Genomic DNA, 23802 nt, shown 5'->3' on the forward strand with positions numbered 1-23802 from the left:
GGTGGACACCGCCCAGTACAAGCTCACCCAGCGCGGTCAGCATCGCTCTGCGGGTGCCGTCGACCTTCTGGCGCGGCAGGCCGGCCGGCCCCGTCGCACCCGGCGGCCCCGCCCCCGCCCCGCCCTGCCTTCTGACGACGGCGGGCGGCGGTGCGGCGGCGGGACGGCGGGCGGCCGCATCGGCCGCCCCCCACCCGCCGCCGCACCGCCGCCCGTTCCTACGGCTACGGCCGGACCGGCCCGCCCCGCCGCGTCAGACGGCCGGGGCCGGGTAGGTCGGGTACTCCACGCCGGAGACGTGCTGGACGACCCGGACGACCTGGCAGGAGTAGCCGAACTCGTTGTCGTACCACAGGTAGAGGATCGCGTTGTCGCCCTCGACCTTGGTGGCGCCGGCGTCGACGATCGAGGCGTGGCGCGAGCCGATGAAGTCGCTCGACACCGCGTCGGGCGCGCTGATGAAGTCGATCTGGCGCTTCAGCGGCGACGTCAGCGACACCTCGCGCAGGTAGTCGAGGACGTCCTGGCGGGTCGTCTCGCGCGCCAGTTGGAGGTTGAGGATCGCGATCGAGACGTCCGGCACCGGGACACGGATCGAGCTGCCGGTGATCCGCGCCTTGAGGTCGGGCAGCGCCTTGGCGACGGCCGAGGCGGCACCCGTCTCGGTGATGACCATGTTCAGCGGCGCCGAACGGCCGCGGCGGTCGGACTTGTGGTAGTTGTCCAGCAGGTTCTGGTCGTTGGTGAACGAGTGGACGGTCTCCACGTGACCGCGCACGACGCCGTACTCGTCGTCCATCGCCTTCAGCGGGGGGACGATGGCGTTGGTGGTGCAGGAGGCGCAGGACAGGATCTGCTCGTCCGGCTTGATGGTGTCGTGGTTGACGCCGTGGACGATGTTGGGGACGTCGCCCTTGCCCGGCGCGGTGAGCACGACCTTGCCGATGCCGGGGCGCAGATGCCTCGACAGGCCCTCGCGGTCGCGCCACTTGCCGGTGTTGTCGATCAGGATGGCGTTGTCGATGCCGTACGCGGTGTAGTCCACGGACGTCGGGTCGTCGGCGTGGATCACCTTGATCGCGTTGCCGTTGGCGATGATCGCGCCGCCGGCCTCGTCGACGGTGATGGTGCCCTGGAACTGCCCGTGGATGGAGTCCCGGCGCAGCAGCGAGGCGCGCTTGACGATGTCCTCGGCGGCCCGCTCGCCGCCGCCGCGGACGACGATGGCGCGCAGCCGCAGGCCGTTGCCGGAGCCCGACTTCTCGATCAGCAGCCGCGCCACGAGCCGGCCGATGCGCCCGAACCCGTAGAGGACGACGTCGCGGGGCTCGCGGCGCTCGATCTTGTTGGCACCCGTCGCGCCGGCGACGGCCTCCGCGGTGAACTCCTCGACCGACAGGCCGCGGCCGTCGCTCCGGTACGTCGCGGCGAGCATGCCGATGTCGATCTGGGAGGGGCCGAGGTCGAGGGTGGTCAGAGCCCGCAGGAACGGCAGGGTCTCGGTCACCGAGAGCTCCTCGCCGGCGATCTGCCGGGCGAAGCGGTGGGTCTTGAGGATGCTGACCACCGACTTGTTCACCAGGGAGCGGCTGTGGAGCAGGACGGTGACGTCCTGTTCCCGGTGCAGCTTGCCGATCATCGGGATCATCGATTCCGCGATCTCCTCGCGGGTCTTCCAGTCGGTGAACGCGTCGTCGTTGACAGTCACAGGAGTCATCTTTCGAGCTAGGTGGCGCTCATATGCTAAGCCCACGCTCTGATGATCTTTCGCCGGGTGTCCTGACCCGGGTGCTCCGGTCCGGGTGGCATGGCGGGGTGCCGCGAGGAGGAAGGGCGCAACGCGGGCGGGGTGGAGGGGAGATGCCGCCGTTCCGGTCGCACATGTGCGTCGGGCATGCGGTCCGGCATTCCGCAGGCCCCTGGCCGGGGCGGTTTCCGGGACCGCCGTGGGTGGGCGGGGCTCATGCGGTGACCGCGCCCGCGTCCCTCGGGCCCCGTCGGCCCGGGCGGCCCCGAGGGATCCGGGCAGTTCACCCGTCCTTTCCCTGCGAGTCACCGCCCGGTGCGCCGTGCCCGCGGGGTCGGGTGCCGGGCCGGGGAGGCCGTCCGCCCGCGGGTTCCGCTTCATGCAAGGATGGGTGTGTGGTTGTTGTGATGGTCTGCAACTGCAGTGCCCGTCAAGCTCGTTGAGCATATGCGGCTGATAAGATCATCCCGCTTTTCAGTAGGCTGACGGCGTGTCATGAACGCGTACGGGGGACAGTCTCGTAGGCCCCATCGCCAAGGAGTGAGTGGTGGTCCGCCGGTAGGTGCGCGGGTGTTCGAGAGCTGAACCTCGGCCCGGACCGGTGGGCTGCCCACGCACGCTGGTCGCGATGCGACTTGAAGAGAGTCTCATGACGTCTTTGATCCAGGATCCACTGTTGTGGATCTTGATTGTGGTGCTCGCGGCTGCGGTGATCGCAGTGATGCGGGCGCGGAGAACCAACATGGCGCTCCGAAGAGCGAGGAAGGACCTGGAGACAGGGCTGACCGAGGCCCGCGGCGAGGCCGGTCAGCTCCACGCCCACGTGTCGGCCCTCGGCGCGCAGCACCAGCGCGACCTCGCCGACGTCCGCGCGGACGCCGAGTCGGCGACCAAGGCGGTGCTGAAGTCCGCCATGGGAACCCTGCAGTCCCTCGCCGAGGAGCAGCAGGTCCTGCTGGACAGCCTCCTGAAGAAGTACGGCAACGACACGGAGGTCCTCGCCGACCTCATGTCGGTCGACCACACGGGCAGCCAGTTCGGCCGCCGCGCCAAGGGCATCTCGGTGCTCTGCGGCGGATGGCTGGGCCGGCGCGACGGCGCCGCCACCGTCTACGACGTCGCCCGCAGCGCGCAGGGCCGGATCAAGGACTTCGACCGGGTCGGCGTCCACTCCCAGGTCAACGTCTCCATCTCCAGCAAGGCGGTCGAACCGATCGCGGTCGTCCTCGCCGAGCTGCTGGACAACGCGACGAACTACAGCGCCCCCGGCACCCCGGTCGAGGTCAACATCCAGGCCGTGCCCACCGGTGTCTGCTTCATCGTCGACGACGCCGGCCTCGGCATGGACCAGGAGACCAAGGACCGGGCGGCGACCCTGCTGTCCGCCGACGGCCCGGTCGACATCACCAGTCTCGGCGACCCGCCCCGATTCGGTTTCGCCGTGTGCGGCATGCTCGCCGCGCGCTACGGCTTCACTGTCTCCGTCGGCTCGGTCTCCCCCTACGGCGGAGTGCGTGCAGTGATTCGTGTACCCGAGGAGCTCCTCGCGGCCGACGCCCCCGCGCCCGCCACCGGCACGCAGGACACCGACGACCAGGAACCCGCACTCCAGCGCCTGGCGCCGGTTCCGGTCGTGGGCCCCTCGCACGTGGTGGGCACGACGCAGGGCGGCCTGCCCAAGCGCCGGCGCCGGACGGGCCCCGTCTCGGTCGTTCCAGCTCCCGACGCCGGCACGGCCGAGGACGCGACATCCGAGCCGGACAGCGAGGTCACGGCATCGCGTCTCGGGGCCTTCGCCCGCGGCACTCAGCTCGGTCGGACCACGAACACCACGGAAGGACCTGACAACCAGTGAACACCGATCTGTCGTGGGTGCTGAACGACGTGCTCGAGGTGCGCGGGGCCCGCCACGCAGTCCTCGTCTCGGGCGACGGCCTGCTGCTGCAGCGGTCGGACGACATCTCGCGGGACGACGCGGAGACGAACGCCGCCGCGATGAGCTCGATGCAGTCACTGAGCCGCGCCGTCGCCGGCTTCGTCGGTTCCGGCCACGGGATATGGAAGCAGACGCTGCTGGAGTACGACGGCGGCTGGATCTTCCTGATCGCCGCCGGTTCGGGCGCCTACCTCGCCGTCTCGGCCGCGCTGGACGTCGACATGGAGGCCATGTCGTTCCGGATGCAGAAGACGGTGGCCGCGCTGAGCAAGGCGATGAGTGTGGCGCCGCGCTCGGACAACGGTGTCGGCGCATGACGACCCCCGGCGAGGAAGGGTCCGTCACCAGCGACTTCGTCCGCTCCTACGTCATCACCGGCGGGCGGAGCCTGCCGACCGGCGACGACCTGGCGCTGCACACCCTGGTCACCCTGGCTCCCGAGCGGACTCTTCCGCTGGGGGCCGGTCCCGAGGTCAAGGCGATCTGGAACCTGTGCGCGGGAGGCTACCTGTCGGTCGCCGAAGTGGCCGGCCACCTGGGCCTGCCGGTCGGGGTGGCCCGGCTCCTGCTGACCGATTTATTCGAACAGGGGCACCTCCTGCGCCGGGCCGAGCCGCCCAGAGCGCAGAACGTTGACCGAGCGATCCTCGAGAAGGTTTTGAATGGACTCCACTCCCTCATCGGCTGAGACGGCCAATGGATCCATCTACGTCTCCAGCGCGGTGACCAACGCTGCCAAGATCCTGGTCGTCGGCCATTTCGCCGTGGGCAAGACGACCTTCATCGGATCGCTGTCGGAGATCACCCCGCTGCGCACCGAGGAGAAGATGACGAAGGCGTCCCTGCACGTGGACGACCTGAGGGGCGTGGCGGACAAGACGACCACCACCGTGGCCCTGGACTTCGGCCGCCTGACGCTGAGCGACGAACTCGTCCTCTACCTGTTCGGCACCCCCGGCCAGCAGCGTTTCATGCAGCTGTGGGAGGACATGGCCCGCGGCGCGCTGGGGGCGCTCCTGCTGGTCGACCCCGCCCGGCTGGAGGAGACCTTCCCCGTCATCGACCTGGTCGAGGGATACGGACTCGAGTACGCGATCGCGGTCAACAGCTTCACGCCGGACAGGGCGTACGAGGAGTCCGAGGTACGCGAGGCGCTCGACCTGCTCCCCGACACCCCCGTGGTCTACTGCGACGCCCGCGACCGGCAGTCCTCCGCCCGGGCGCTGATCGCGCTGGTGCGTCACCTGCTCGACCGCGCAGCCTGATACGCCACGCCCACCCGCCGGACCGCGAGGTCCGGGACCAGCATAAGGATCTTCATGGACCGTCAGACAGTGTCCGCCCCCGCCGGCGGCAGATGCCCCATGCACGACGCCGCGTTCGCCGCCGACCCCCAGCAGGTCTACGACCGCCTTCGCACCCACGGCCCGGCCGGACCGGTCGAACTCGCCCCCGGCGTCGACGCCACCCTGGTCGTCGGACACGAGGTGGCCCTGCGCGTGCTGCAGAACTCCACGCTCTTCGCCCGGGACGCCCGCCGCTGGAACGCCCTGGCCGAAGGCCGCATCAGCATGGACAGCCCCGTGCTGCCGATGATGGCCTACCGGCCCAACTGCCTGTTCACCGACGGGGCGGTGCACCTCAGGCTGCGCAAGGCCGTCACCGACACCCTCGCCAAGCTCAACATGACCCGCATCCGCCGCGACGTGGAGCCGATCGCCGACTACCTGATCGACCGGTTCAGCGAACTCGGCCGCGCCGACCTCCTCAACGACTACGCCAAGCTGCTGCCGCTGCTGCTGTTCAACAAGCTCTTCGGCTGCCCGGCCGACATCGGTGACCGGCTCACCAGCTCCATGTCGGCGATCTTCGACGGCAAGGACGCCCTGCGCGCCAACGAGGAACTCACCGCCTGCCTGATGGAGCTGATCGCCCTCAAGCGCCGCCAGCCGGGCGACGACGTCACCTCCTGGCTGATCCAGCACCCCGCCGGACTCACCGACGAGGAACTCAAGGACCAGCTGGTGATGCTGATGGGCGCCGGCGTCGAGCCCGAGCGCAACCTGATCGGCAACGCCCTGCTCCTGCTGCTGTCGCCGAGCGAGGGCGGCCGGGCCGCCGGCATGCTGATCGAGGAGGCGCTCGACCACGTCCTGTGGAACCAGACGCCGATAGCCAACTACGCCACCCACTACCCCGTCCAGGACGTCGACCTCGGGGGAGTGGTGGCCGCCGCCAACACCCCGGTCGTCATCAGCTTCGCGGCGGCCAACAGCGACCCCGCGCTCGCCGAGGCCCGCCGCAAGCACAGCAAGGGCGCCCACCTGGCATGGGGAGCCGGCCCGCACGCCTGCCCGGCCAAGGACCCGGCGCAGGTCATCGCCACCACGGCGATCGAACGGCTGCTCAACGCCCTGCCCGACATGACGCTCGCCGCGCCCGAGCGGGACCTGCAGTGGCGGCCCGGACCGTTCCACCGCGCCCTGGTCGCCCTGCCCGTGGCGTTCAGCCCGACGCCGGCGACCCGCATGGCGTCCATGCGCCAGAACCAGACGGCGGCCGGCGCCGAACAGCCGCTCCCGACGGCCTCGACCACGGTCGCCCGCCGTGAGCCGGCCAGGAGGAAGGGCTTCTGGAGCAGCTTCCTGGACATCTTCCGGGTCTGACACCCGCCGCGCGTCCACGCCGCCCTGGAGGCGGCGTCGGAGCAGCGCGGCCGTGCGGGCGGGTGCGTGCGGTCACGGGGCGGAGGGGTGCCGACGCCACGGGGTCACCTGCGCGTGCCCGTCAGGAACTCCGCGGAGCCGGCCGCCGGTGGTGACGCGGCGTACATGTGTGCCCGGACCGCGACCCGGACGATTCACACCTGCGCGTTCCCGTGTCGACGGCATGTGACGGGAGCAACACGCAGCGGCGCATGACGCAGGTGAGAGGAGGGGTAGATTCCGGCGGTACCGGTAGCGCCCAGCACAAAGGAGCTTCGCGTGACCGCCGTTGGCGACATACGCGGCACCACCACCGACCGCCGAGCCGTCATCTCCCTCCTGCGCCGCCTGCGTTCGGACGAGGGCCAGGCCGACCCCCACCCCGTCTGGGCCGAGTTCCGTGCCCTGGGCGACGTGGTGCCCGCCCCCTGGGGCGGCTACTTCGTCACCGGATTCGACGCCTGCAGCCAGGTTCTGCGCGGCAGGAACTGGCTCGCCCCGGACTTCGCCTGGCAGGAGCGCCGACCCGACCCGGAACGCTGGCAGGCCCCCGCCACGCGGGAGATGACACGGACCCTGTCCCGGCTCAACGCGCCCGTGCACACGTGTCAACGACGCGCTCTCGGCAACCTGTTCGACCGCCGCACCCTCGAAGCCCTGCGGCCCGCGATCACCGCACACGTCACCCGCCTCCTCGACGACCTCGGACGGCGGCTGCGCGAGGACGGCGAGGCCGACTTCGTCAGCACCGTCAGCGAACGGCTGCCCATTCACACCGTCGGCGGATGGCTCGGCATCCCGGCCGAGCACTACCCGCACATCCTGGGCTTCACCCACCGCCAGGTGCATGCCCAGGAACTGCTGCCCACCAAGAGCGAACTGGCCGTCTCCGCCCAGGCCACCCTGGAGATGAGGGCCTTCTTCACCGACCTCGTCCGCCGGCGCCGGGCGCAGCATGGCAACGATGTCCTCACCGGCTGGATCCACGACTGGGACGCCCGGTACCCGGACGACCGCGCGGCCGCCGACCAGGTGCTCTACGACCTGACGATGTTCATCACCATCGCCTCGCTGGAGACCACGGCGACCCTGCTGACCAACGCCGTGTGGTTCCTCACCCAGGACCCCGCCCGGGCCGGCTGGCTGCGCCGGCACCCCGAGCACATCGACGACGCCATCGACGAGGTCCTGCGCTACGACCCGCCCATCCACCTCAACTCCCGCGTCGCAGCCGACGACACCGTCCTGGCCGGCGTGCCCGTCGCCAGGGACACGATGGTCCACGTCCTCTACGGCGCCGCGAACCACGACCCGCGCCGCAACGACCGTCCCGAGGTCTTCGACATCCGCCGGGGCGGCAGCCACCTCACCTTCGGCGGCGGCGCCCACTACTGCCTGGGAGCCGCCCTGGCCCGCCTGGAAGCCCGCCTGCTGCTCACCCAGCTGCTGGAACGGTTCAGCACCCTGAGGCCGACCGCACCGCCGGCCTACGCGCCGCGTATGGTCTTCCGACGCGTGACTTCCCTGAAGGTGACGACATGACTGCCCTGCCCCTGACCACCGACCCGGACGAACGGATACTCAAGACCCTGCGCACCCGGCGGCAGGGCCACGTCCTCACCGTCGAGCTGAACGCTCCCGAGCAGGGCAACACCGTCACCGAGGCCATGCTGGACGACCTGCTGGCCGTCCTGCACGACCAGGACCCGGCCGTGAAGGTGGTCGTGCTCACCGGCGCCGGGGACGACTTCTGTCTCGGCGGCGACCGCACCGAGTTCGCCCAGCACCTCGCCCACGATCCCACCGCCGCCGGTGTCCGCGTCTCCGCCTCCAAGGCCCGGCGGGTGTGCGACGCCCTGACCGCCAATCCCGCCGTCACCATCGCCCGCGTGCACGGCAGGGCGATCGGGGCGGGTCTCGCCCTCGCGCTCGCCTGCGACCTGCGCGTCGGTTCGGAGGACGCCACCTTCCGCCTGCCCGAGCTCGCCCTCGGGCTGCCCACCGCATGGGGCGGACTGCTGCCCCGCCTCATCAGCGAGGCGGGCGCCGCCCGGGTCCGCGAGCTGATCCTGACCGGCCGCGTCTTCACCGCCGAAGAGGCCAGGTCGCTGTCCGTTCTCCAGCGGACCGTCACCGCCGACGCCCTCGACGCGGCCGTCTCCGACTGGGCCAGGCCCGTCCTCAGGCGCCCCACCGCGGCCCTGCGCGTGACCAAGACGCTGCTCAACTCCCTCAGCGCCCCGACCCGCCTCGCCGACGCCTCCCTGCTCGACGCCGAGCTGATGGCAGCGGTCGTGGCGGAGGCGCACGCAGCCCGCGGAGCGGGCTGACCCGCGCGGGCACGCCGACCCGCGCGAACTCCGGCTGACCCCGCGGGCGCGGGCGCGGGCCGACCTGTCCGGGCGGGCCGGCCTGCGCGGGGGGCGGGCTGACCGGGCGGGAACCGACGACCGACGCGGGCCGCCGCCGTATGGGCGCGAGCCGACCTGCGCGTGCACGGGCGACCTACGCGGGCACGGGCCGCCCTCCGCGCGGGCGGCCGGCCGACGGTGTGGGCACGGGGACACCGGGCCGTGCGGGCGACGGTTGGCCGGGCCGTGCGGCCCGGTCTGCCGGGGCGGCGGCGCCACCGCGGACGGCAGCGGCACCAGGCACCGGTGTGACCTGCCCGAGTGCCGCCGCGCCCGCAGGGCGGGAGCCCCGGCGAACGCGGCCCGGCGTACGACGCGGGACCACGACCCGGGCGCACCCCCGTGGGCGCGGGTGGCGGGCCGTGAACGACGCCGCTCCTTGACGGGCAGACGTCGCCTGCCGCGGCACTAGACTCGGCAACTGCTGCAGTGCGGTGAAACCGCAGACAGGAAGGCTCAGTTACGTGTTCCAGGACGCCCCCATCTATCACCAGCTCGTCGCCGAGCGCGGTGACGTGCCCGCCCGAGTTCGCGACGCGGCCGAGAGCATACGGCGCGAACTCGAGGGGGTGATGCGGACGGGGCACCCCTCGGACGCCTTCCGGCGCCCCGCGCCCGCCGCCGGTGCGCTGCCGCCGTACCCCTCCTCGCCGCCCCAGGGCTCGCACCGGCGGTGATCCCGGACCGCCGCGCGGTCACCCGAGCGTGGCCGCGGCGGGGCCCGGGACATGGCGACGGATGGCCGGGTGGCCCGTTTGCCCGCACGCCCGGGCCCATCGGCGCGGTGAGCCGCCGGTGCCGCCGGGGCCGGAGGAGGGCTGTGGCCCGGGTGAGGAGGGCGCCGCAGTGCGCCTCGCCGGTGATCCAGTTCGCCGGGGCCGTGACGGCCGGGACCGGCAGTGCTAGAAAGGCGGAATGGCAGACCGTTTTGCCCGACTTCGGCGTATATCGCGTTCGCTGGCGGGAAAGAGCCCGCGGAGTGTCGCCGGGCAGGTGTTCGTGCTGCAGGTGGCGCTCGTCGTGCTGCTCGTGGCCTTCGCCGTCTTCGCACTCGTCCTGCAGTCCGAGCGCGACACCCAGGCCGAGGCCAAGCGCCGCTCCGTGGCCGTCGCGCAGACCTTCGCCCACTCCCCGGGCGTGCTCGCCGCGCTGCGCGGTCCGCAGCCGTCGAAAGTGCTCCAGCCGCTGACGGAGGCGGGGCGGAAGACGGCCGGGGTGGACTTCATCGTGGTCATGGACACCAACGGCATCCGCTACACCCACCCCCTGCCGGACCGGATCGGCCAACGGTTCGTCGGCACGATCGCCCCCTCGCGGGCCGGGAAGGTCCACACCGAGAGCGTCAACGGCCCGCTCGGCCGCGAGGTGCAGGCCGTCGTCCCCGTGAAGAGCCCCGACGGCAAGGTCGCCGCGCTCGTCGCCGCCGGCCTCAAGGTCAGGAACGTGACCAACCAGGTCGACCGGCAGCTCCCGATCATCCTGTCCGCCGGGGCGGGCGCGCTCGGCCTGGCCACCGGGGTGACGGCGCTGGTCGGCAGGCGGCTGCGCCGGCAGACCCACAGCCTCGCCCCGGAGGAGATGACGCGCATCTACGACCACCACGACGCCGTCCTGCACTCCGTGCGCGAAGGCGTGCTCATCATCGGCGAGGACGGCCGGCTGGTCCTCGCCAACGACGAGGCCAGGCAGCTGCTGGACCTCCCCGCCAACGCCGAGGGACGGCACGTCACCGAGCCGGCGCTCCTCGAACCCGGCATGGTCGAACTGCTCACCTCGGGGCGCGAGGCGACCGACGAGGTGCTGTTCGCCGGACCGCGCCTGCTGGCGGTCAGCCAGCGGCCCACGGACCGCGGCCCGGGCCCCGCGGGCACCGTGGTCACCCTGCGCGACTCCACGGAGCTCCAGGTCCTCTCCGGCCGGGCCGAGCTGGCCCGGGAGCGGCTCAAGCTGCTCTACGACGCCGGCCTGGGCATCGGCACGAGCCTGGACGTGGCCCGGACGGCCGACGAACTCGCGCAGGTCGCCGTCCCGCGCTTCGCCGACTTCGCCACCGTCGACCTGGCCGACGCCGTGCTGGACGGCGAGGAGCCGGGCGCGCCGGCCACCACGGGGATGCGCCGCATCGCCATGGCCGGCGTCCGGGACGACCACCCGCTCTACGAGAAGGGCCGGCTGATCCACTTCCTGCCGTCCACACCGCAGGGACGCGGCTACGGCACCGGCCGCGCCGAGCTGGTGACCGACCTGTCGACGGCGCGGGACTGGCACGCGCAGGATCCCGCGCGCGCCGCACAGATCATGGACTACGGCATCCACTCGCTGATCACGGCCCCGATCCGGGCCCGCGGCGTCGTGCTCGGCATGGCCGACTTCTGGCGCTTGAAGGAACACGGCCCCTTCGACGAGGAGGAGCTGTCCCTGGCGGAGGAGCTGGTGGCCCGCGCCGCCGTGAGCATCGACAACGCCCGCCGCTACACCCGTGAGCACACCCTCGCGGTCACCCTTCAGCGCAGCCTGCTGCCGCGGGCCCTGCCCGAGCAGAGCGCGCTGGAGGTCGCCTACCGCTACCTCCCCGCCCAGTCGGGCGTCAGCGGCGACTGGTTCGACGTGATCCCCCTGCCGGGCAGCCGGGTGGCGCTGGTCGTCGGCGACGTCGTCGGCCACGGCCTGCACGCGGCCGCCACGATGGGACGGCTGCGTACGGCGGTGCACAACTTCTCCACACTCGACCTGCCGCCCGACGAACTGCTGAGCCACCTCGACGACCTGGTCGGCCGGATCGACCAGGACGAGGCGAGCTCGGGAGGCGCCGCGGCCGTCGTGGGCGCCACCAGCCTGTACGCGATCTACGACCCCGTGACGCGCCGCTGCGCCATGGCGCGGGCGGGGCACCTGGCGCCCGTGGTGGTGGACCCGGACGGCAGCGCCGCCTTCCTCGACCTGCCGGCCGGGCCGCCGCTCGGCCTCGGCGGGATGCCCTTCCAGACGGCCGAATTCGAACTCGCCGAGGGAAGCCGGCTGGTCCTCTACACCGACGGCCTCATCGAGGACCGCGCGCGTGACCTCGACGTGGGCATGGAGCTGCTGCGCAAGGCCCTGGCCGGCCACCCCGACCGGCTGCCCGACGAGAGCTGCCAGGCGGTGCTGGACGAGCTGCTGCCGGACCGGCCCCAGGACGACGTGGCCCTGCTGATCGCCCGCACCCGTGCGCTGCCGGCCGACCGGATCGCCCACTGGGACGTGCCGGCCGATCCGGCCGCGGTCTCCCGGGTGCGCCTGGCACTGTCCGACAAGCTCGACGAGTGGGGCCTGACCGAACTCGGCTTCGCCATGGAACTCGTGCTCAGCGAACTCGTCACCAACGCGATCCGCTACGGCTGCGAGCCGATCCATGTACGGCTCATCCTCGACCGCACGCTGACCTGCGAGGTGGCCGACGGCAGCAGCACCGCCCCGCACCTGGGGTACGCGGCGACGACCGACGAGGGCGGCCGGGGGCTGTTCCTGGTCTCCCGGATGACCGAACGCTGGGGCACGCGGTACACGCCCCAGGGCAAGGTCATCTGGGCGGAGCAGTCCCTGCCGGAGGGCTTCGCTGCTCCCGGCCCGGCCGCGGACGCGGAGGCGGTCCTGAACGGCGAGGCGGCTGCGGAGACGGGGACGGACGGGGAGCGGGACGCGGAGACGGACGCGGGCCGTCGGGCAGGGCCCGTGGGCCGGATCGAGAACCCCTGCGCGGCTGCCGCGCCGTCCCGGCGGGCGGCGCCCGCCGGCGCCCCCGGGCCCGCCGAGTGCCGGCCCGCCGTGCCCGAGCCCGCCGGGCCGCAGCCCGTCGAGCCCGTCGAGCGCCAGGGCGGGTGACCGACAGCGCGGACCGGCGCGGACGGACCGGGTGCGGCAGCGGCACGGACCCCGATGCGGGCCCGTGCCGCTGCCGCACGGTGTGGGGCGGGTCGCCCCCGGATCGTCAGACGGCGGGCTCGGCGGCCTCCGCCGGCGTGTGCCCGGCCCGCCGCGGCAGGGTCAGCACGGCCACGAAGGCGAGGACCGCGACGGCGGCGAAGAAGTAGAAGCCCCAGGGGTGGCCGATGCCGGCAGTGACCAGGGCACCGGTGATCGACGGGCCGACGATCGAGCCGAGCCGGCCGATGCCCGAGGCCGAGCCGAGGGCGGTGCCGCGGACGGAGGCCGGGTAGAAGTTCGTCACGTAGGCGTAGACGAGCACCTGCGCGGAGAAGACGAACACGCCGGTGAGGAAGACGACCGTGTTCAGCAGCAGGTCGCTGTTCATCTTGACGCTCAGGCACGCCAGCATGACCACGGAGACCCCGAACCAGCCGAGCGCGGTCCCCTTGATGCCGCGCCGGTCCGCGACGAAGCCGCCGAGGACCAGGCCGACGACGCCGCCGACGTTGAGCACGAGGAGCTGGGTGACGGCCGTGGGCACGGGGTAGCCGGCGTCGTTCATCAGCTTCGGCAGCCAGGTGTTCAGGCCGTAGACGAGCAGCAGCCCCATGAAGGACGCGACCCAGACGCCGATGCCCGCGCGCAGGTAGGCGGGCTTGAGCAGCTCGGTGAACGGGACGCGCTGCGACCCGGTCGCCCGCTTCGTCTGGACGAACGCCTCCGACTCCGGCAGGCGGAACCACTGGATGCCGGCGACCACGAAGCCCGCGATGCCGAGGACGTAGAAGAGGATCTCCCAGTGGTCGGTCACCTTGAGCGCCAGCAGCGAGGTGACCACCGCCCCCGTGTGGTAGCCGGTCATCGTCAGGGTGCTGGCCCTGGCCCGCCGGGCGGCGGGCATGTGCTCGGCCATCATCGTGAGGGACACCGGCATGCAGGCGCCGAGGCCGAGGCCGGCGATGAGACGGAGCACGGCGAACATCGTGACCGAGCCGGCCAGCGGCACCAGGATGGTGAACAGCGAGAACAGCACCACCGAACCGATGAGCAGCAGGCGCCGGCCCAGCCGGTCGGCCATCGGGCCGACGCAGACGGCGCCGATCGCCACGCCGACGAGGGAGAGCGTCGCGATGGTCGTCGCGTCGCCCGCGGTCATGCCGAGGTGGTGAGTCTTCAGCAGCGTCGGGATGATCGCGCCGAGGACGACGAGGTCGTACCCCTCGAGCAGGACGGTGATCCAGCACAGGATCACCGTCCAGGTGTTGCGTCTGTCGGTGCCGGTCTGCACCGGCGCGTCGGAGGACGTGATGGATGACATGGTGGTCTTTCCCTGAGGCAGCTACGGGAGATGGGGGCGCCGGACGGGACGGTGACCCGTCCGGCGGGGACGGTGAACGGCAGGGAGGGCGCCCTGGGGCCTCTCGTTCGCATCACGCCGGGCTCGCGGGGTCTGGCGCCGTGCCTCGCCGCGTTGTCGTCGGTTGCCACGGCTCCGCCATGGCGACCTTCTCAGCCTTGCGATGCTCCCCCCACTGCCTGAACGGCGCGGGAGGTGCCCCCCTCACCGGACCCCGCTCCCTGATCCGGCCTGATCCGAACGAAAGACCCTAGTACGGGTAGTCGGCGATGTCCGGGCGGACAGTCACCCACTGGGTCTCGGTGAAGGCCTCCACGTTGGCGGCGGCACCGCCGAAGCGGGACCCGGTACCGGAGGCCTTGACCCCGCCGAAGGGCGCGTTCGGCTCGTCGTTGACGGTCTGCTCGTTGATGTGCACCTTGCCGGAGTCGATGCGGTCGGCGAGCTTCATCGCCGTTCCGACGTCCCCGAGGATGCCGACGGACAGCCCGTACTCGCAGTCGTTGACGATGTGCGCGGCCTCCTCGAGCGTGGAGAAGCCGATGACGGGGGCGACGGGTCCGAAGATCTCCTCGCGCCACGCCGGCATCCCGGTCGTCAGGCCGGTCAGGACGGTGGCGCGGTAGCCGGCGCCCGCGATCTCGCCGCCCGCGGCGAGGGTCGCGCCCGCCGCGACGCTCTCGGTGACGATGCCGTGCACCCGCTCCAGCTGACGACGGTCGATGAGCGGGCCGAGCGCCACGTCCTCACGGGCCGGGTCGCCCACCGGCAGCGCCTCGGCCTTGGCCGCCAGCGCCGCCGTGTACTCCTCCAGCAGCGACTCGTGGACGATGTGCCGGCCGGTCGTCATGCAGATCTGGCCCTGGTGCAGGTAGGAGCCGAACGCGCCGGCGGAAGCCGCCTTGTGCACGTCCGCACCGGGGAGCACCACGAGGGCGTTGTTGCCGCCCAGCTCGAGGTGGGCCCGCTTCAGCAGGCGGCCGGCCTGCTCGCCGATCGCCCGCCCGACCGGCGTGGAACCGGTGAAGGAGACGACCCGGACCTCGGGCGCCTCGACGACCGCCTGCCCCACCGAGCCGTCGCCCGGCAGCACGTGCAGGAGGCCGGCCGGCAGCCCGGCTTCCTCGAAGACGCGCGCGATGACGACACCGCCGCTGACCGCGGTGCGCGGGTCCGGCTTGAGCAGCACCGCGTTGCCCAGGGCCAGCGCCGGAGCGACCGAGCGCAGACCGAGGACGAGCGGGAAGTTGAACGGCGAGATCACGCTGACCACCCCGGCGGGCCGGCGGCGGGCGAACGACCAGCGGGCCTCCTCCGAGGTGAGCACCTCGCCCTGCGGGTGCGTCGGCAGCGACGCGCACTCGAAGCACTCGCCGACGGCCAGCTGCACCTCGAAGCCCGCCTTCGCCCGCACGGAGCCGGCCTCACGCACCAGCCAGTCCTCGATCCGCGCGGCGTGCTCGGTGAAGAGCTCACCCGCGCGGCGCAGGACGGCCGCCCGCTGCTGCGGGGAGGTCGCCGCCCACGTGCGCTGCGCCTCGGCGGCCCGGGCGGCGGCCCGGGCCACGTCGTCGGCGGTCGCCAGGCCCACCAGGCCGAGCTGGTCCCCGGTCGCGGGCTCGGTCACCTGATGGGTGAGGGCGGACTCCCGCCAGCCGTCGCTGAAGAAGCGCTTGCCCCAGACCTCGTCGTCCAGGAGTGTCATCGGTTTCCCTTTCTGCCAAGGGGTGGAAGCGGTCTGCGTCAGGAGGGGGTGGTGAGCGCGGTGTCCACCTGGATGAGCCGGGGGTGCCCGGGACGCTCGGCGAGCGCGGCCCGCAGTTCGGCGACGCCGCCGACATGCTGGGAGCGGACGCCGTAGCCTTCCGCGATGCGGGTGAAGTCCAGGCCGGGGATGTCCAGTCCGGGCGCATCCGGCACGCCGAGGAGGCCACCGAACCAGCGCAGCGCCCCGTACGTCCCGTTGCGCAGCAGCACGACGGTCAGCGGGACCCGGTGCTGGGCCGCCGTCCACAGGGCGGTGATGCCGTAGTTGGCCGAGCCGTCCCCGATCACACCGACGACGGGGCGGTCGGGCTGGGCCATCGCGACGCCCACCGCGCCGGGCAGACCGAACCCGAGCCCGCCCGCCGCCGGGAAGTAGTAGGAGCCGGGCCGGCGCAGGTCCATCTGGCGCCACCACGAGGAGTTCGTCGAGGTCGACTCGACGACGTACGCGGTGTCCTCGGGCAGCTCGTCGCGCAGCGCGGCGAAGACCTGCTCCGGGTGCACCCGCGATCCCTCGGCCGCGGGCGGCTCGGGCGCCGCCCGGTAGGCGTCCGCGGGTGTCGCGTGCCCGTCGAGCGCCTCGGTCAGCAGGTCGATCACCGCGCCCGGGTCCGCGACCAGCGCCTCGCCCATCGGGGCGCGCGCGGCGGCGGAGGCGTCCTCGGTCACCTGGACCAGCCGCGTTCCCTCGGGCAGGTACCGGCCGGGCAGGTACTCGTGGTAGCGGAACACCGGCGCCCCGAGCACCAGCACGAGGTCGTGGCCCTCGAACGCCTCGCTGACCGGGGCGATGCCCGCGGGCAGGACCCCGCGGAACAGCGGGTGACGGTTCGGGAAGGGCAGCCGGAACTGCGACGGGGCCGCCCACACCGGACCGCCCAGGCGCTCCGCCAGCCGGACCGCGTCGTCGAAGAGGCCGGCCGAGTCGATGTCGCCGCCGAGCACGAGCGCGGGCCGCCGGGCGGCGGTGACCTGCTCCACCAGCGCGCGGGCCTGCTCCGCGTCCGGCACGGACGCACGCTGCACCCGCCGGTCGAGGACCGCCAGGCTGTTGTCCCCGGCCTCCGCCTCCCAGTCGTCGTAGGGCACGGACAGGTACGTCGGGCGCCGCTGCAGCCGTGCCTCGAAGACGGCCTGCGCCAGCGCCCGCGGCACGTCCTCGGCGCACGCCGGCTCCGCCGCCCAGCCGACGAGGGGCTTCATCAGCGCCGGGGCGTCCACGTTGGCCAGGTTGGCCTCCGGGCCGACGGCGGACCGCACCTGCTGGCCGGCCACGACCACGAGCGGGGTGCGCGAGGCCACGGCGTTCGTGAGGGCGCCCATCGCGTTTCCGGATCCCGAGGCCGCGTGCAGGTTGACCAGGACGGGACGGCCGGTGGCCTGGGCGTAACCGTCGGCCATGCCGACGACGGCGCCCTCGTGCAGACCGAGGACGTAGCGGAAGCCGTCCGGGAGGTCGGCGAGGAAGGGCAGCTCGTTGGAGCCCGGGTTGCCGAAGACTGTGGTGAGTCCCTGGCGCTCCAGGAACTCGTGGGAGACACGGCGCACGGTTGGCACGGACGTTCCTTTCGGGGTGACGCCGGACACGCTAGGCAACGCCCCACCAGAGCACTAATAGATGTTGCGACGTGGCGATATAGAGTGCGTCGATGTGAGGAACTTCGACCTCAATCTCGCCCGCGTCTTCGTGCTGCTGTACGAGACCGGGAGCGTCACGACCACAGCCGAGACGCTCCACGTCACCCAGCCCACCGTGAGCTACAGCCTGGCCAAGCTCCGCCGGCACTTCGGCGACGAGCTGTTCCGGCGCACCGGGCGCGGCCTGACGCCGACGGCCGGGGCCCGCCGGCTCTACGAGCCGCTGCAGCGCGCCCTCGCGGAGATCGACGGAACGATCCGGCAGTCCGACGCCTTCGACCCGGCGACCATGGCGGGCCGCTTCACGCTCGCCCTGTCCGACCTCGGCGAGGCCACCTTGCTGCCCCGCCTGCTGGCGGCGGCCCGCGCCCGCGCGCCGCGGGTGTCGTTCACCGTCCGTCCGCTCGACGTGGAGGACGCCGAGAGCCAGCTGCGCCGCGGCGACCTCGACGCGTTCGTCGCCACCCCCGTGCTGACCTCGCACCGCACGGTGCGGATCCCGCTGTTCCACGAGCGCTACGTCGGCATGGTCGCGGCCGACCACCCCCGGGTCCGGGGCGAGGCGGTCACCCTGGCGGACCTGGCGGCCGAGCACCATGCGACGGTGTTCGGCCCCAGCGGGCACGTGGTGCCCCGGGCCGTGCTGGCGGCGCACGGACTCCTGGACCGGGTCGTCGTGGACGCCACCCGATTCTCGATGCTGCCCTACCTGCTGGAGCAGACCGATCTCATCGCCCTCGTGCCCGAGTACGTCGGGGAGGTCTTCACCGCCTCGCACGGCCTGCGCCTCGTACGGCTCCCGTTCGACACCGAGCCCATCGAGGTGGCCCTGTACGCCCGACACGAGTCCTCGCGCAGTCCCTCGCAGCGGTGGCTGGTGCAGTTCATGACCGAGGTGCTGGGCGAGCGGGTCAGCCCGGCCCAACTGCCGCCGTACGCCGGCCGGTAGCGGCACACCCCTGGGAGCCGCACGCCCGGCCGCGGCCGGTGGCGGCACGCGGCCGCAGTCGGCCGGTGGCGGCGCGCGGCCGTGGTTCGGACGCCGGTGTCCAGGCCGTGGGCCATGGCGGCACGGTGGCGTCTCGGCTCGCGGCCACAGCGGCACGCCGGCTTCCGGGCCGCGGCCGCCCGTCACGCCGTGGCGTCGCGCCCGGCGACGACGCGGACGTCGCCGGGCCGAGCCTGTTTCCGTCGGGCGGAGCCTGCCTCTGCCGGGCCGACCTTGCCCCTGCCGGGTGGAGCCCGTTCCTGCCCGGCCGAGGCCGCCGCCGGGCGACGCGACCACCGTCGTCGCGCGCCCCGCGCGGCCCCACCGCAGGCCGCCCGCCGCCGACCGGGATCGTACGGCTGGTCTCGCAGGTAAAGGGGAAGATGAGAGCGCGAGCGGATGCACGACCGACATGGAGGAGTCTGCGCATGCAGCACGAGCGAGCGGGCAAGCCGGCCGCCCCCGAGGACCTGATCGACGTCGCACGGCTGGTGACGGCCTACTACGCGCTTCACCCGGACCCGGCCGAGCCGGGACAGCGCGTGGCGTTCGGCACGTCCGGACACCGCGGCTCGTCGCTGGCGGTCGCCTTCAACGAGGACCACATCGCCGCGACCAGCCAGGCGATCTGCGAGTACCGCAAGGCCCAGGGCACCGACGGGCCCCTCTTCCTCGGCGCCGACACGCACGCCCTCTCCGAGCCCGCGAAGGTCACCGCCCTGGAGGTGTTCGCGGCCAACGACGTGACCGTGCTGATCAACGCCGACGACGGCTACACCCCCACCCCGGCGGTCTCCCTGGCCATCCTGACCCACAACCGGGGCCGCACCTCGGGCCTGGCCGACGGCGTGGTCGTCACCCCCTCGCACAACCCGCCCGCCGACGGCGGCTTCAAGTACAACCCGCCGAGCGGCGGACCCGCCGGCTCCGAGGCGACCTCCTGGATCCAGGACCGGGCCAACGAGATCATCGTCGGCGGGCTGAAGGACGTACGGCGTGTGCCCTACCCGCGCGCGCTCGCCGCCCCCGGCACCGGCCGCTACGACTTCCTCGGCGCCTACGTCACGGACCTGCCGGACGTCCTCGACCTCGACGCGATCCGGGCCGCGGGCGTGCGGATCGGCGCCGACCCGCTGGGCGGGGCGTCCGTCGCGTACTGGGGCCGCATCGCCGAGCAGCACCGGCTCGATCTGACCGTGGTCAACCCGCTCACCGACCCCACCTGGCGGTTCATGACGCTGGACTGGGACGGCAAGATCCGCATGGACTGCTCGTCGCCGTACGCGATGGCCTCGCTCATCGGCGAGCGGGACCGCTTCCAGATCGCCACGGGCAACGACGCCGACGCCGACCGGCACGGCATCGTCACCCCGGACGCCGGCCTGATGAACCCCAACCACTACCTCGCCACGGCCATCTCCTATCTGTACGCCCACCGCACGCGGTGGCCCGCCGACGCGGGCGTGGGCAAGACGCTCGTCTCCTCCGGCATGATCGACCGGGTCGCCGGCGATCTCGGCCGGCGGCTCGTCGAGGTGCCCGTGGGCTTCAAGTGGTTCGTGGACGGGCTGATCGGCGGCTCGCTCGGCTTCGGCGGCGAGGAGTCCGCGGGGGCCTCCTTCCTGCGCCGCGACGGATCGGTGTGGACCACCGACAAGGACGGCATCATCCTGGCCCTGCTCGCCTCCGAGATCACGGCCGTCACGGAGCGGACCCCGTCCCAGCACTACGCGGCCCTCACCGAGCGCTTCGGCGAACCCGCCTACGCCCGCATCGACGCGCCGGCGACCCGTGAGGAGAAGGCCCGCCTGGCCAAGCTGTCCCCGGCCCAGGTCACCGCCGACACCCTCGCCGGGGAGGCGGTCACCGCCGTGCTCACCGAGGCCCCGGGCAACGGCGCGGCCATCGGCGGCATCAAGGTGACCACCGAGAACGCCTGGTTCGCGGCCCGCCCCTCCGGGACCGAGGACGTCTACAAGATCTACGCCGAGTCGTTCCTCGGAGCCGACCATCTGAGCCGGGTGCAGGACGAGGCCAAGGACGTCGTCCTGCGGGCTCTCGGCGGCTGACGCCCCGCGCCCGCCGGCCCCGTTCCGCCGGGCGCCGCACCACGCGGCACCCCCGGCGGAGCGGGGCGGCGTCCACGGTCCGGCCGCCCGTAGCGCACGCCGGGGGCGGCGCGGCCGATCCGGCCCCGCCACCCGCCCAGCGGCCGGCCGGGCCGGGCGGAACCGGAAGCCGTCCCGCCGCGCCGGGTCGGCGGGACGCGCCCCCGGCTGCCCGCGGCGCGCCGCGTCAAGCCGGTCGCTTTTCCCAACTCCCGCCGCTACGTTGCCTGTCAGGCGATCAACGGTCGGACCCCGGAGGACATCACGTGACCGAGCGACCCCCCGTCGACGAGGCGCTGCGGCGGATCAGGACGGACCAGCCGCACACCGCCCGCATCTGGAACTACTGGCTCGGCGGCAAGGACAACTACACGGTCGACCAGCAGGCGGGCGACCAGATCCGCCGGCTCCACCCGGGCATCGGTGACTACGCGCGGGCCGACCGGGAGTTCCTCGGCCGAGCGGTCCGCCACCTCGTGCGCGAGGAGGGCATCCGGCAGTTCCTGGACATCGGCACCGGGCTGCCCACCGCCGACAACACCCACGAGGTCGCCCAGCGCATCGCGCCCGAGTCCCGCATCGTCTACGTCGACAACGACCCGATCGTCCTCGCCCACGCGGCGGCCCTGCTGCACAGCACCCCCGAGGGCAGCACCGACTACCTCGACGAGGACCTGCGCAACGTCGACACCATCCTCGAGCACGCCGCGCGCACCCTGGACCTGAGCCGGCCCGTGGCCCTGATGCTCCTCGGCGTCGTCATCTTCCTCGAGGACGACCAGGAGGCCCACACCACCGTGCGGCGCCTCGTCGACGCCCTGCCGGCGGGCAGTTTCCTGGTCCTCTCGCACACGGTCACGCGACCGGACATGCCGGACGTGGACGCCGCGGTCGCCTTCTGGAACGAGCACGGGACGCCGAAGCTCACCCAGCGCACGCCCGGCGGCGTCGCCCGGTTCTTCGACGGCCTGGAGCTCCTCGAGCCCGGCGTGGTCTCCTGCAACCGCTGGCGTCCAGGCACGGAGGAGGACGAACTCCCCGAGGTCGCCATGTTCGGGGGAGTGGGCCGCAAGCGCTGACGCCGAGGCGTCTCGCGCGCCCGCCGGGGCACCGGTCACCGAGGCCCTCCGGCCGTCCGGTGGCCGGTCACGGCCCGGGGCGCCACCATGGAAAGGGAGTGGATCAACGCCCCGGCGGCGCCGTCGACGGCACCGCTCCGACGGGCACCGTCCGCACGACGGCATCGTCGGAAGGACGCACATGACCGACGACACCCAGGTCCTGATCGCCGGGGCCGGCCCCGTGGGCCTCACCGCGGCCCTGGAGCTGCGACGCCGGGGCGTGCACTGCCGTCTCGTCGACCGCCTGCCCCAGCGCCTGCCGTACGCGAAGGCCGTGGGCGTCCTGCCGCGGACCTTCGAGATCTGGGACCGGGCCGGGGTGGCCCGCGCGGCGCTGGACGCGGCGGTGCCCGTCCGCGGACAGCTCGTCCACGTCAACGGGACCGAGCAGGCACGCGTCGAACTGACCCTGCCCCCGCAGGTGCCGTACGGCTTCGCGTCACTGCCGCAGTACGAGACCGAGCGCATTCTGGAGGAGCGGCTCGCCGGCCACGGCACGCGCGTCGAACGCGAGACCGAACTGGTCTCCTTCACGCACGACGCGAAGGGCGTGACCAGCAGGCTGCGCACGGCCGTCGGCGAGGAGACGGAGGTCCGGAGCGAGTACCTCGTGGGGTGCGACGGCGCGCACAGCGTGGTGCGCAGACAGCTGGGGCTCTCGTTCGAGGGCGACGCCTGCCCCGAGGAGTACCTGCTCGCCGACGTCGAGCTGGACTGGGACCTGCCCGCCGGCTACGAGGTCCGCTCCATGCACCGCACCTCGGACGGGACCACCGACGACCTGCTCGTCTGCATCCCGCTGCCGGGCCGGTCCCGCTACCGGGTGACCATGTCGGCCCCGCCCGAACTGTCCGGCGAGCGGTCCGGGCCGGTGGCGCAGGCGGAGGAGGTGGCCCACGGGCTCGGCAACGGAGAGGGGCTGCGGATCGACCACGTCCAGGCGGCTCTCGCGCGGCTCTCGCCCGCACCCGTCACCGCCACGGCGCTGCGCTGGTCGTCGCTGTACCGGATCAGCCACCGCATCGTCGACCGCTACGCCGAGGGCCGGGTCTTCGTGGCGGGCGACGCCGCGCACATCCACCCGCCGACCGGCGCCCAGGGCATGAACACCGGCATCCAGGACGCGTACAACCTCGGCTGGAAGCTCGCGCTCGCCGCCAAGGGCCTCGCCCAGCCCCGGCTGCTGGAGAGCTACACGGCGGAACGCAGGCCGGTCGGCGAGGAGCTCGTCGGCCGCACGGTCCGGCACGCCGCCCAGGGCGTGCGGACGGACCCGGACGACTCCGCCACCGCGATGCTGCGTGAGGCGCAGTTGCTGGTCTCCTACCAGGGAAGCCCCATCGTCGAGCCGGGCGGCGGGGGAGGGGGACCCCTGGCCGGTGAGCGCGCCCCGGACTGCGCAGGGCTGCGTGATCCGCTGTGCAGCTGGCCGCTGCGGCTGTTCGACCTGCTGCGGGAACGCGACCACGTGCTGCTGCTCTACGCCGGCACGGCCGGGCAGGCGGCCGGCTTCGACGAACTCGCCGGCGTCGCCGGCAACGCGGCCAGGGGCGAGCTGACGTGCTACGCGATCCTCGCCCCGCACACCGACGTCCGCGATCTGCTCCTGCCCGCGCTCCATGACGCGGCCGGCGAGTTCCGCCGCGCGTACGGCGTGGGGGACTCGACCGCCGTTCTGATCCGGCCGGACGGACACATCGGGGTCCGTGTCACTCCCGTGGGCCACCTCGATGTCCTGGCCTGCCTCACGCGCGTGTTCGACTGACGGGGCGTCGGCTACGCGGAAGCGGCCGGCACGCACTCGCGGGTGCCGGTGACGTGGTTGAGCTCCGGGCCGTAGCCGGGGAACGTGGCGACGTCCAGCGGCGCGAGCGTGCGGCAGGGCACCGGCCGGGCGTCGGCGTAGTCCACGGTCACGTGCACGGCGGTGTCGCAGTCGTTGACGACCGTGGTGTAGCGCCAGCCGGGATACGTGTGCACGCAGGCCGGCGCGGCCGTGCCCTCGCGCTGGTCGGCCTCGGCCTGCCCGCCGGGTGCGAAGCCGGTGAGCACGAGGGCGGCCATGGCGGCGACGGCGACGCGCCGGGGTGAGAAACGCCTGGGGGTCATGAGGGGCTC

The 23802-nt window shown here is 73.0% G+C and carries 18 protein-coding genes and 1 pseudogene; 14 read left to right on the forward strand and 5 right to left on the reverse strand.

All coding sequences use genetic code 11. The features are described 5' to 3' along the window. A pseudogene (locus ACWDNY_RS06850) lies at window positions 1-70 on the forward strand (VapC toxin family PIN domain ribonuclease); the annotation flags it as partial. A gap of 183 nt (window positions 71-253) precedes the next feature. On the opposite strand, the gene ACWDNY_RS06855 reads toward ACWDNY_RS06850, so the two are convergent. Next, window positions 254-1708, reverse strand: coding sequence for a glyceraldehyde-3-phosphate dehydrogenase (locus ACWDNY_RS06855; protein WP_451644718.1), 1455 nt, complete (start codon window positions 1706-1708; stop codon window positions 254-256). A 688-nt stretch (window positions 1709-2396) separates the two neighbouring features. Between ACWDNY_RS06855 and ACWDNY_RS06860 the strand changes: the two genes are divergently transcribed. The 9 genes from ACWDNY_RS06860 to ACWDNY_RS06900 all read left to right on the forward strand — a co-directional run bounded on the left by ACWDNY_RS06860 (window position 2397) and on the right by ACWDNY_RS06900 (window position 12660). Next, on the forward strand, window positions 2397-3602 hold the full coding sequence (locus ACWDNY_RS06860; protein WP_451644655.1) for an ATP-binding protein: 1206 nt from the start codon (window positions 2397-2399) through the stop codon (window positions 3600-3602). Then, window positions 3599-4000 carry a roadblock/LC7 domain-containing protein gene (locus tag ACWDNY_RS06865; protein WP_361496650.1) on the forward strand — a complete coding sequence of 134 codons (402 nt, stop codon included), beginning with the start codon at window positions 3599-3601 and terminating at the stop codon, window positions 3998-4000. Before ACWDNY_RS06860 ends, ACWDNY_RS06865 begins: the two co-directional genes overlap by 4 nt. Beyond that, entirely contained in the window at window positions 3997-4371 is a 375-nt protein-coding gene (locus ACWDNY_RS06870) for a DUF742 domain-containing protein (RefSeq protein ID WP_451644656.1), read from the forward strand. The genes ACWDNY_RS06865 and ACWDNY_RS06870 overlap by 4 nt, the downstream gene beginning before the upstream one ends. After that, window positions 4346-4948, forward strand: a complete 603-nt coding sequence (locus ACWDNY_RS06875) for a GTP-binding protein (protein WP_451644657.1) — start codon at window positions 4346-4348, stop codon at window positions 4946-4948. The genes ACWDNY_RS06870 and ACWDNY_RS06875 overlap by 26 nt, the downstream gene beginning before the upstream one ends. 99 nt (window positions 4949-5047) lie before the next feature. Further along, window positions 5048-6349: a cytochrome P450 gene (locus ACWDNY_RS06880; RefSeq protein WP_451644719.1), complete on the forward strand. Its 1302-nt coding sequence runs from the start codon at window positions 5048-5050 to the stop codon at window positions 6347-6349. 318 nt (window positions 6350-6667) lie between these two features. After that, entirely contained in the window at window positions 6668-7930 is a 1263-nt protein-coding gene (locus ACWDNY_RS06885) for a cytochrome P450 (protein WP_451644658.1), read from the forward strand. Then, window positions 7927-8718: an enoyl-CoA hydratase/isomerase family protein gene (locus tag ACWDNY_RS06890; RefSeq protein WP_451644659.1), complete on the forward strand. Its 792-nt coding sequence runs from the start codon at window positions 7927-7929 to the stop codon at window positions 8716-8718. The genes ACWDNY_RS06885 and ACWDNY_RS06890 overlap by 4 nt, the downstream gene beginning before the upstream one ends. Window positions 8719-9263: 545 nt before the next feature. Beyond that, window positions 9264-9476, forward strand: a complete 213-nt coding sequence (locus ACWDNY_RS06895) for a hypothetical protein (protein WP_451644660.1) — start codon at window positions 9264-9266, stop codon at window positions 9474-9476. A 238-nt stretch (window positions 9477-9714) separates the two neighbouring features. Next, a complete protein-coding gene (locus ACWDNY_RS06900) occupies window positions 9715-12660 on the forward strand; it encodes a SpoIIE family protein phosphatase (RefSeq protein WP_451644661.1) in 2946 nt (981 codons plus the stop codon). A 106-nt stretch (window positions 12661-12766) separates the two neighbouring features. Here ACWDNY_RS06900 and ACWDNY_RS06905 read toward each other — a convergent pair whose 3' ends face one another. The 3 genes from ACWDNY_RS06905 to mdlC form a co-directional block, all read right to left on the reverse strand. Next, the gene (locus ACWDNY_RS06905; protein WP_451644662.1) at window positions 12767-14023 is read right to left on the reverse strand and encodes an MFS transporter; all 1257 of its coding nucleotides are present in this window, start codon (window positions 14021-14023) and stop codon (window positions 12767-12769) included. A 289-nt stretch (window positions 14024-14312) separates the two neighbouring features. Beyond that, a complete protein-coding gene (locus tag ACWDNY_RS06910; protein WP_451644663.1) occupies window positions 14313-15767 on the reverse strand; it encodes a benzaldehyde dehydrogenase in 1455 nt (484 codons plus the stop codon). A 38-nt stretch (window positions 15768-15805) separates the two neighbouring features. Continuing rightward, window positions 15806-17386 carry a benzoylformate decarboxylase gene (mdlC, locus tag ACWDNY_RS06915; RefSeq protein ID WP_451644664.1) on the reverse strand — a complete coding sequence of 527 codons (1581 nt, stop codon included), beginning with the start codon at window positions 17384-17386 and terminating at the stop codon, window positions 15806-15808. A 94-nt stretch (window positions 17387-17480) separates the two neighbouring features. Between mdlC and ACWDNY_RS06920 the strand changes: the two genes are divergently transcribed. The 4 genes from ACWDNY_RS06920 to ACWDNY_RS06935 all read left to right on the forward strand — a co-directional run bounded on the left by ACWDNY_RS06920 (window position 17481) and on the right by ACWDNY_RS06935 (window position 23449). Further along, window positions 17481-18416 carry a LysR family transcriptional regulator gene (locus ACWDNY_RS06920; RefSeq protein ID WP_451644665.1) on the forward strand — a complete coding sequence of 312 codons (936 nt, stop codon included), beginning with the start codon at window positions 17481-17483 and terminating at the stop codon, window positions 18414-18416. A gap of 467 nt (window positions 18417-18883) precedes the next feature. Then, entirely contained in the window at window positions 18884-20524 is a 1641-nt protein-coding gene (gene pgm, locus ACWDNY_RS06925; RefSeq protein WP_451644666.1) for a phosphoglucomutase (alpha-D-glucose-1,6-bisphosphate-dependent), read from the forward strand. Between the two features lie 305 nt (window positions 20525-20829). Then, complete coding sequence (locus ACWDNY_RS06930) at window positions 20830-21642, forward strand: SAM-dependent methyltransferase (RefSeq protein WP_451644667.1); 813 nt, start codon at window positions 20830-20832, stop codon at window positions 21640-21642. 181 nt (window positions 21643-21823) lie between these two features. Further along, entirely contained in the window at window positions 21824-23449 is a 1626-nt protein-coding gene (locus tag ACWDNY_RS06935) for an FAD-dependent monooxygenase (protein ID WP_451644668.1), read from the forward strand. Window positions 23450-23460: 11 nt separating this feature from the next. Here ACWDNY_RS06935 and ACWDNY_RS06940 read toward each other — a convergent pair whose 3' ends face one another. Further along, a complete protein-coding gene (locus ACWDNY_RS06940) occupies window positions 23461-23793 on the reverse strand; it encodes an alpha-amylase (protein ID WP_451644669.1) in 333 nt (110 codons plus the stop codon). Window positions 23794-23802 lie beyond the last annotated feature (9 nt).

Source organism: Streptomyces sp. NPDC003697 (genome assembly GCF_053587115.1).

Bases quoted from the DNA above. Each gene is read 5' to 3' on its own strand.
- ACWDNY_RS06910 (WP_451644663.1), bottom strand. From the start codon at position 15,767: ATGACACTCCTGGACGACGAGGTCTGGGGCAAGCGCTTCTTCAGCGAC.
- ACWDNY_RS06940 (WP_451644669.1), bottom strand. From the start codon at position 23,793: ATGACCCCCAGGCGTTTCTCACCCCGGCGCGTCGCCGTCGCCGCCATG.
- ACWDNY_RS06860 (WP_451644655.1), top strand. From the start codon at position 2,397: ATGACGTCTTTGATCCAGGATCCACTGTTGTGGATCTTGATTGTGGTG.
- ACWDNY_RS06875 (WP_451644657.1), top strand. From the start codon at position 4,346: ATGGACTCCACTCCCTCATCGGCTGAGACGGCCAATGGATCCATCTAC.
- ACWDNY_RS06890 (WP_451644659.1), top strand. From the start codon at position 7,927: ATGACTGCCCTGCCCCTGACCACCGACCCGGACGAACGGATACTCAAG.
- ACWDNY_RS06905 (WP_451644662.1), bottom strand. From the start codon at position 14,023: ATGTCATCCATCACGTCCTCCGACGCGCCGGTGCAGACCGGCACCGAC.
- ACWDNY_RS06900 (WP_451644661.1), top strand. From the start codon at position 9,715: ATGGCAGACCGTTTTGCCCGACTTCGGCGTATATCGCGTTCGCTGGCG.
- ACWDNY_RS06870 (WP_451644656.1), top strand. From the start codon at position 3,997: ATGACGACCCCCGGCGAGGAAGGGTCCGTCACCAGCGACTTCGTCCGC.
- ACWDNY_RS06880 (WP_451644719.1), top strand. From the start codon at position 5,048: ATGCACGACGCCGCGTTCGCCGCCGACCCCCAGCAGGTCTACGACCGC.
- pgm (WP_451644666.1), top strand. From the start codon at position 18,884: ATGCAGCACGAGCGAGCGGGCAAGCCGGCCGCCCCCGAGGACCTGATC.
- ACWDNY_RS06935 (WP_451644668.1), top strand. From the start codon at position 21,824: ATGACCGACGACACCCAGGTCCTGATCGCCGGGGCCGGCCCCGTGGGC.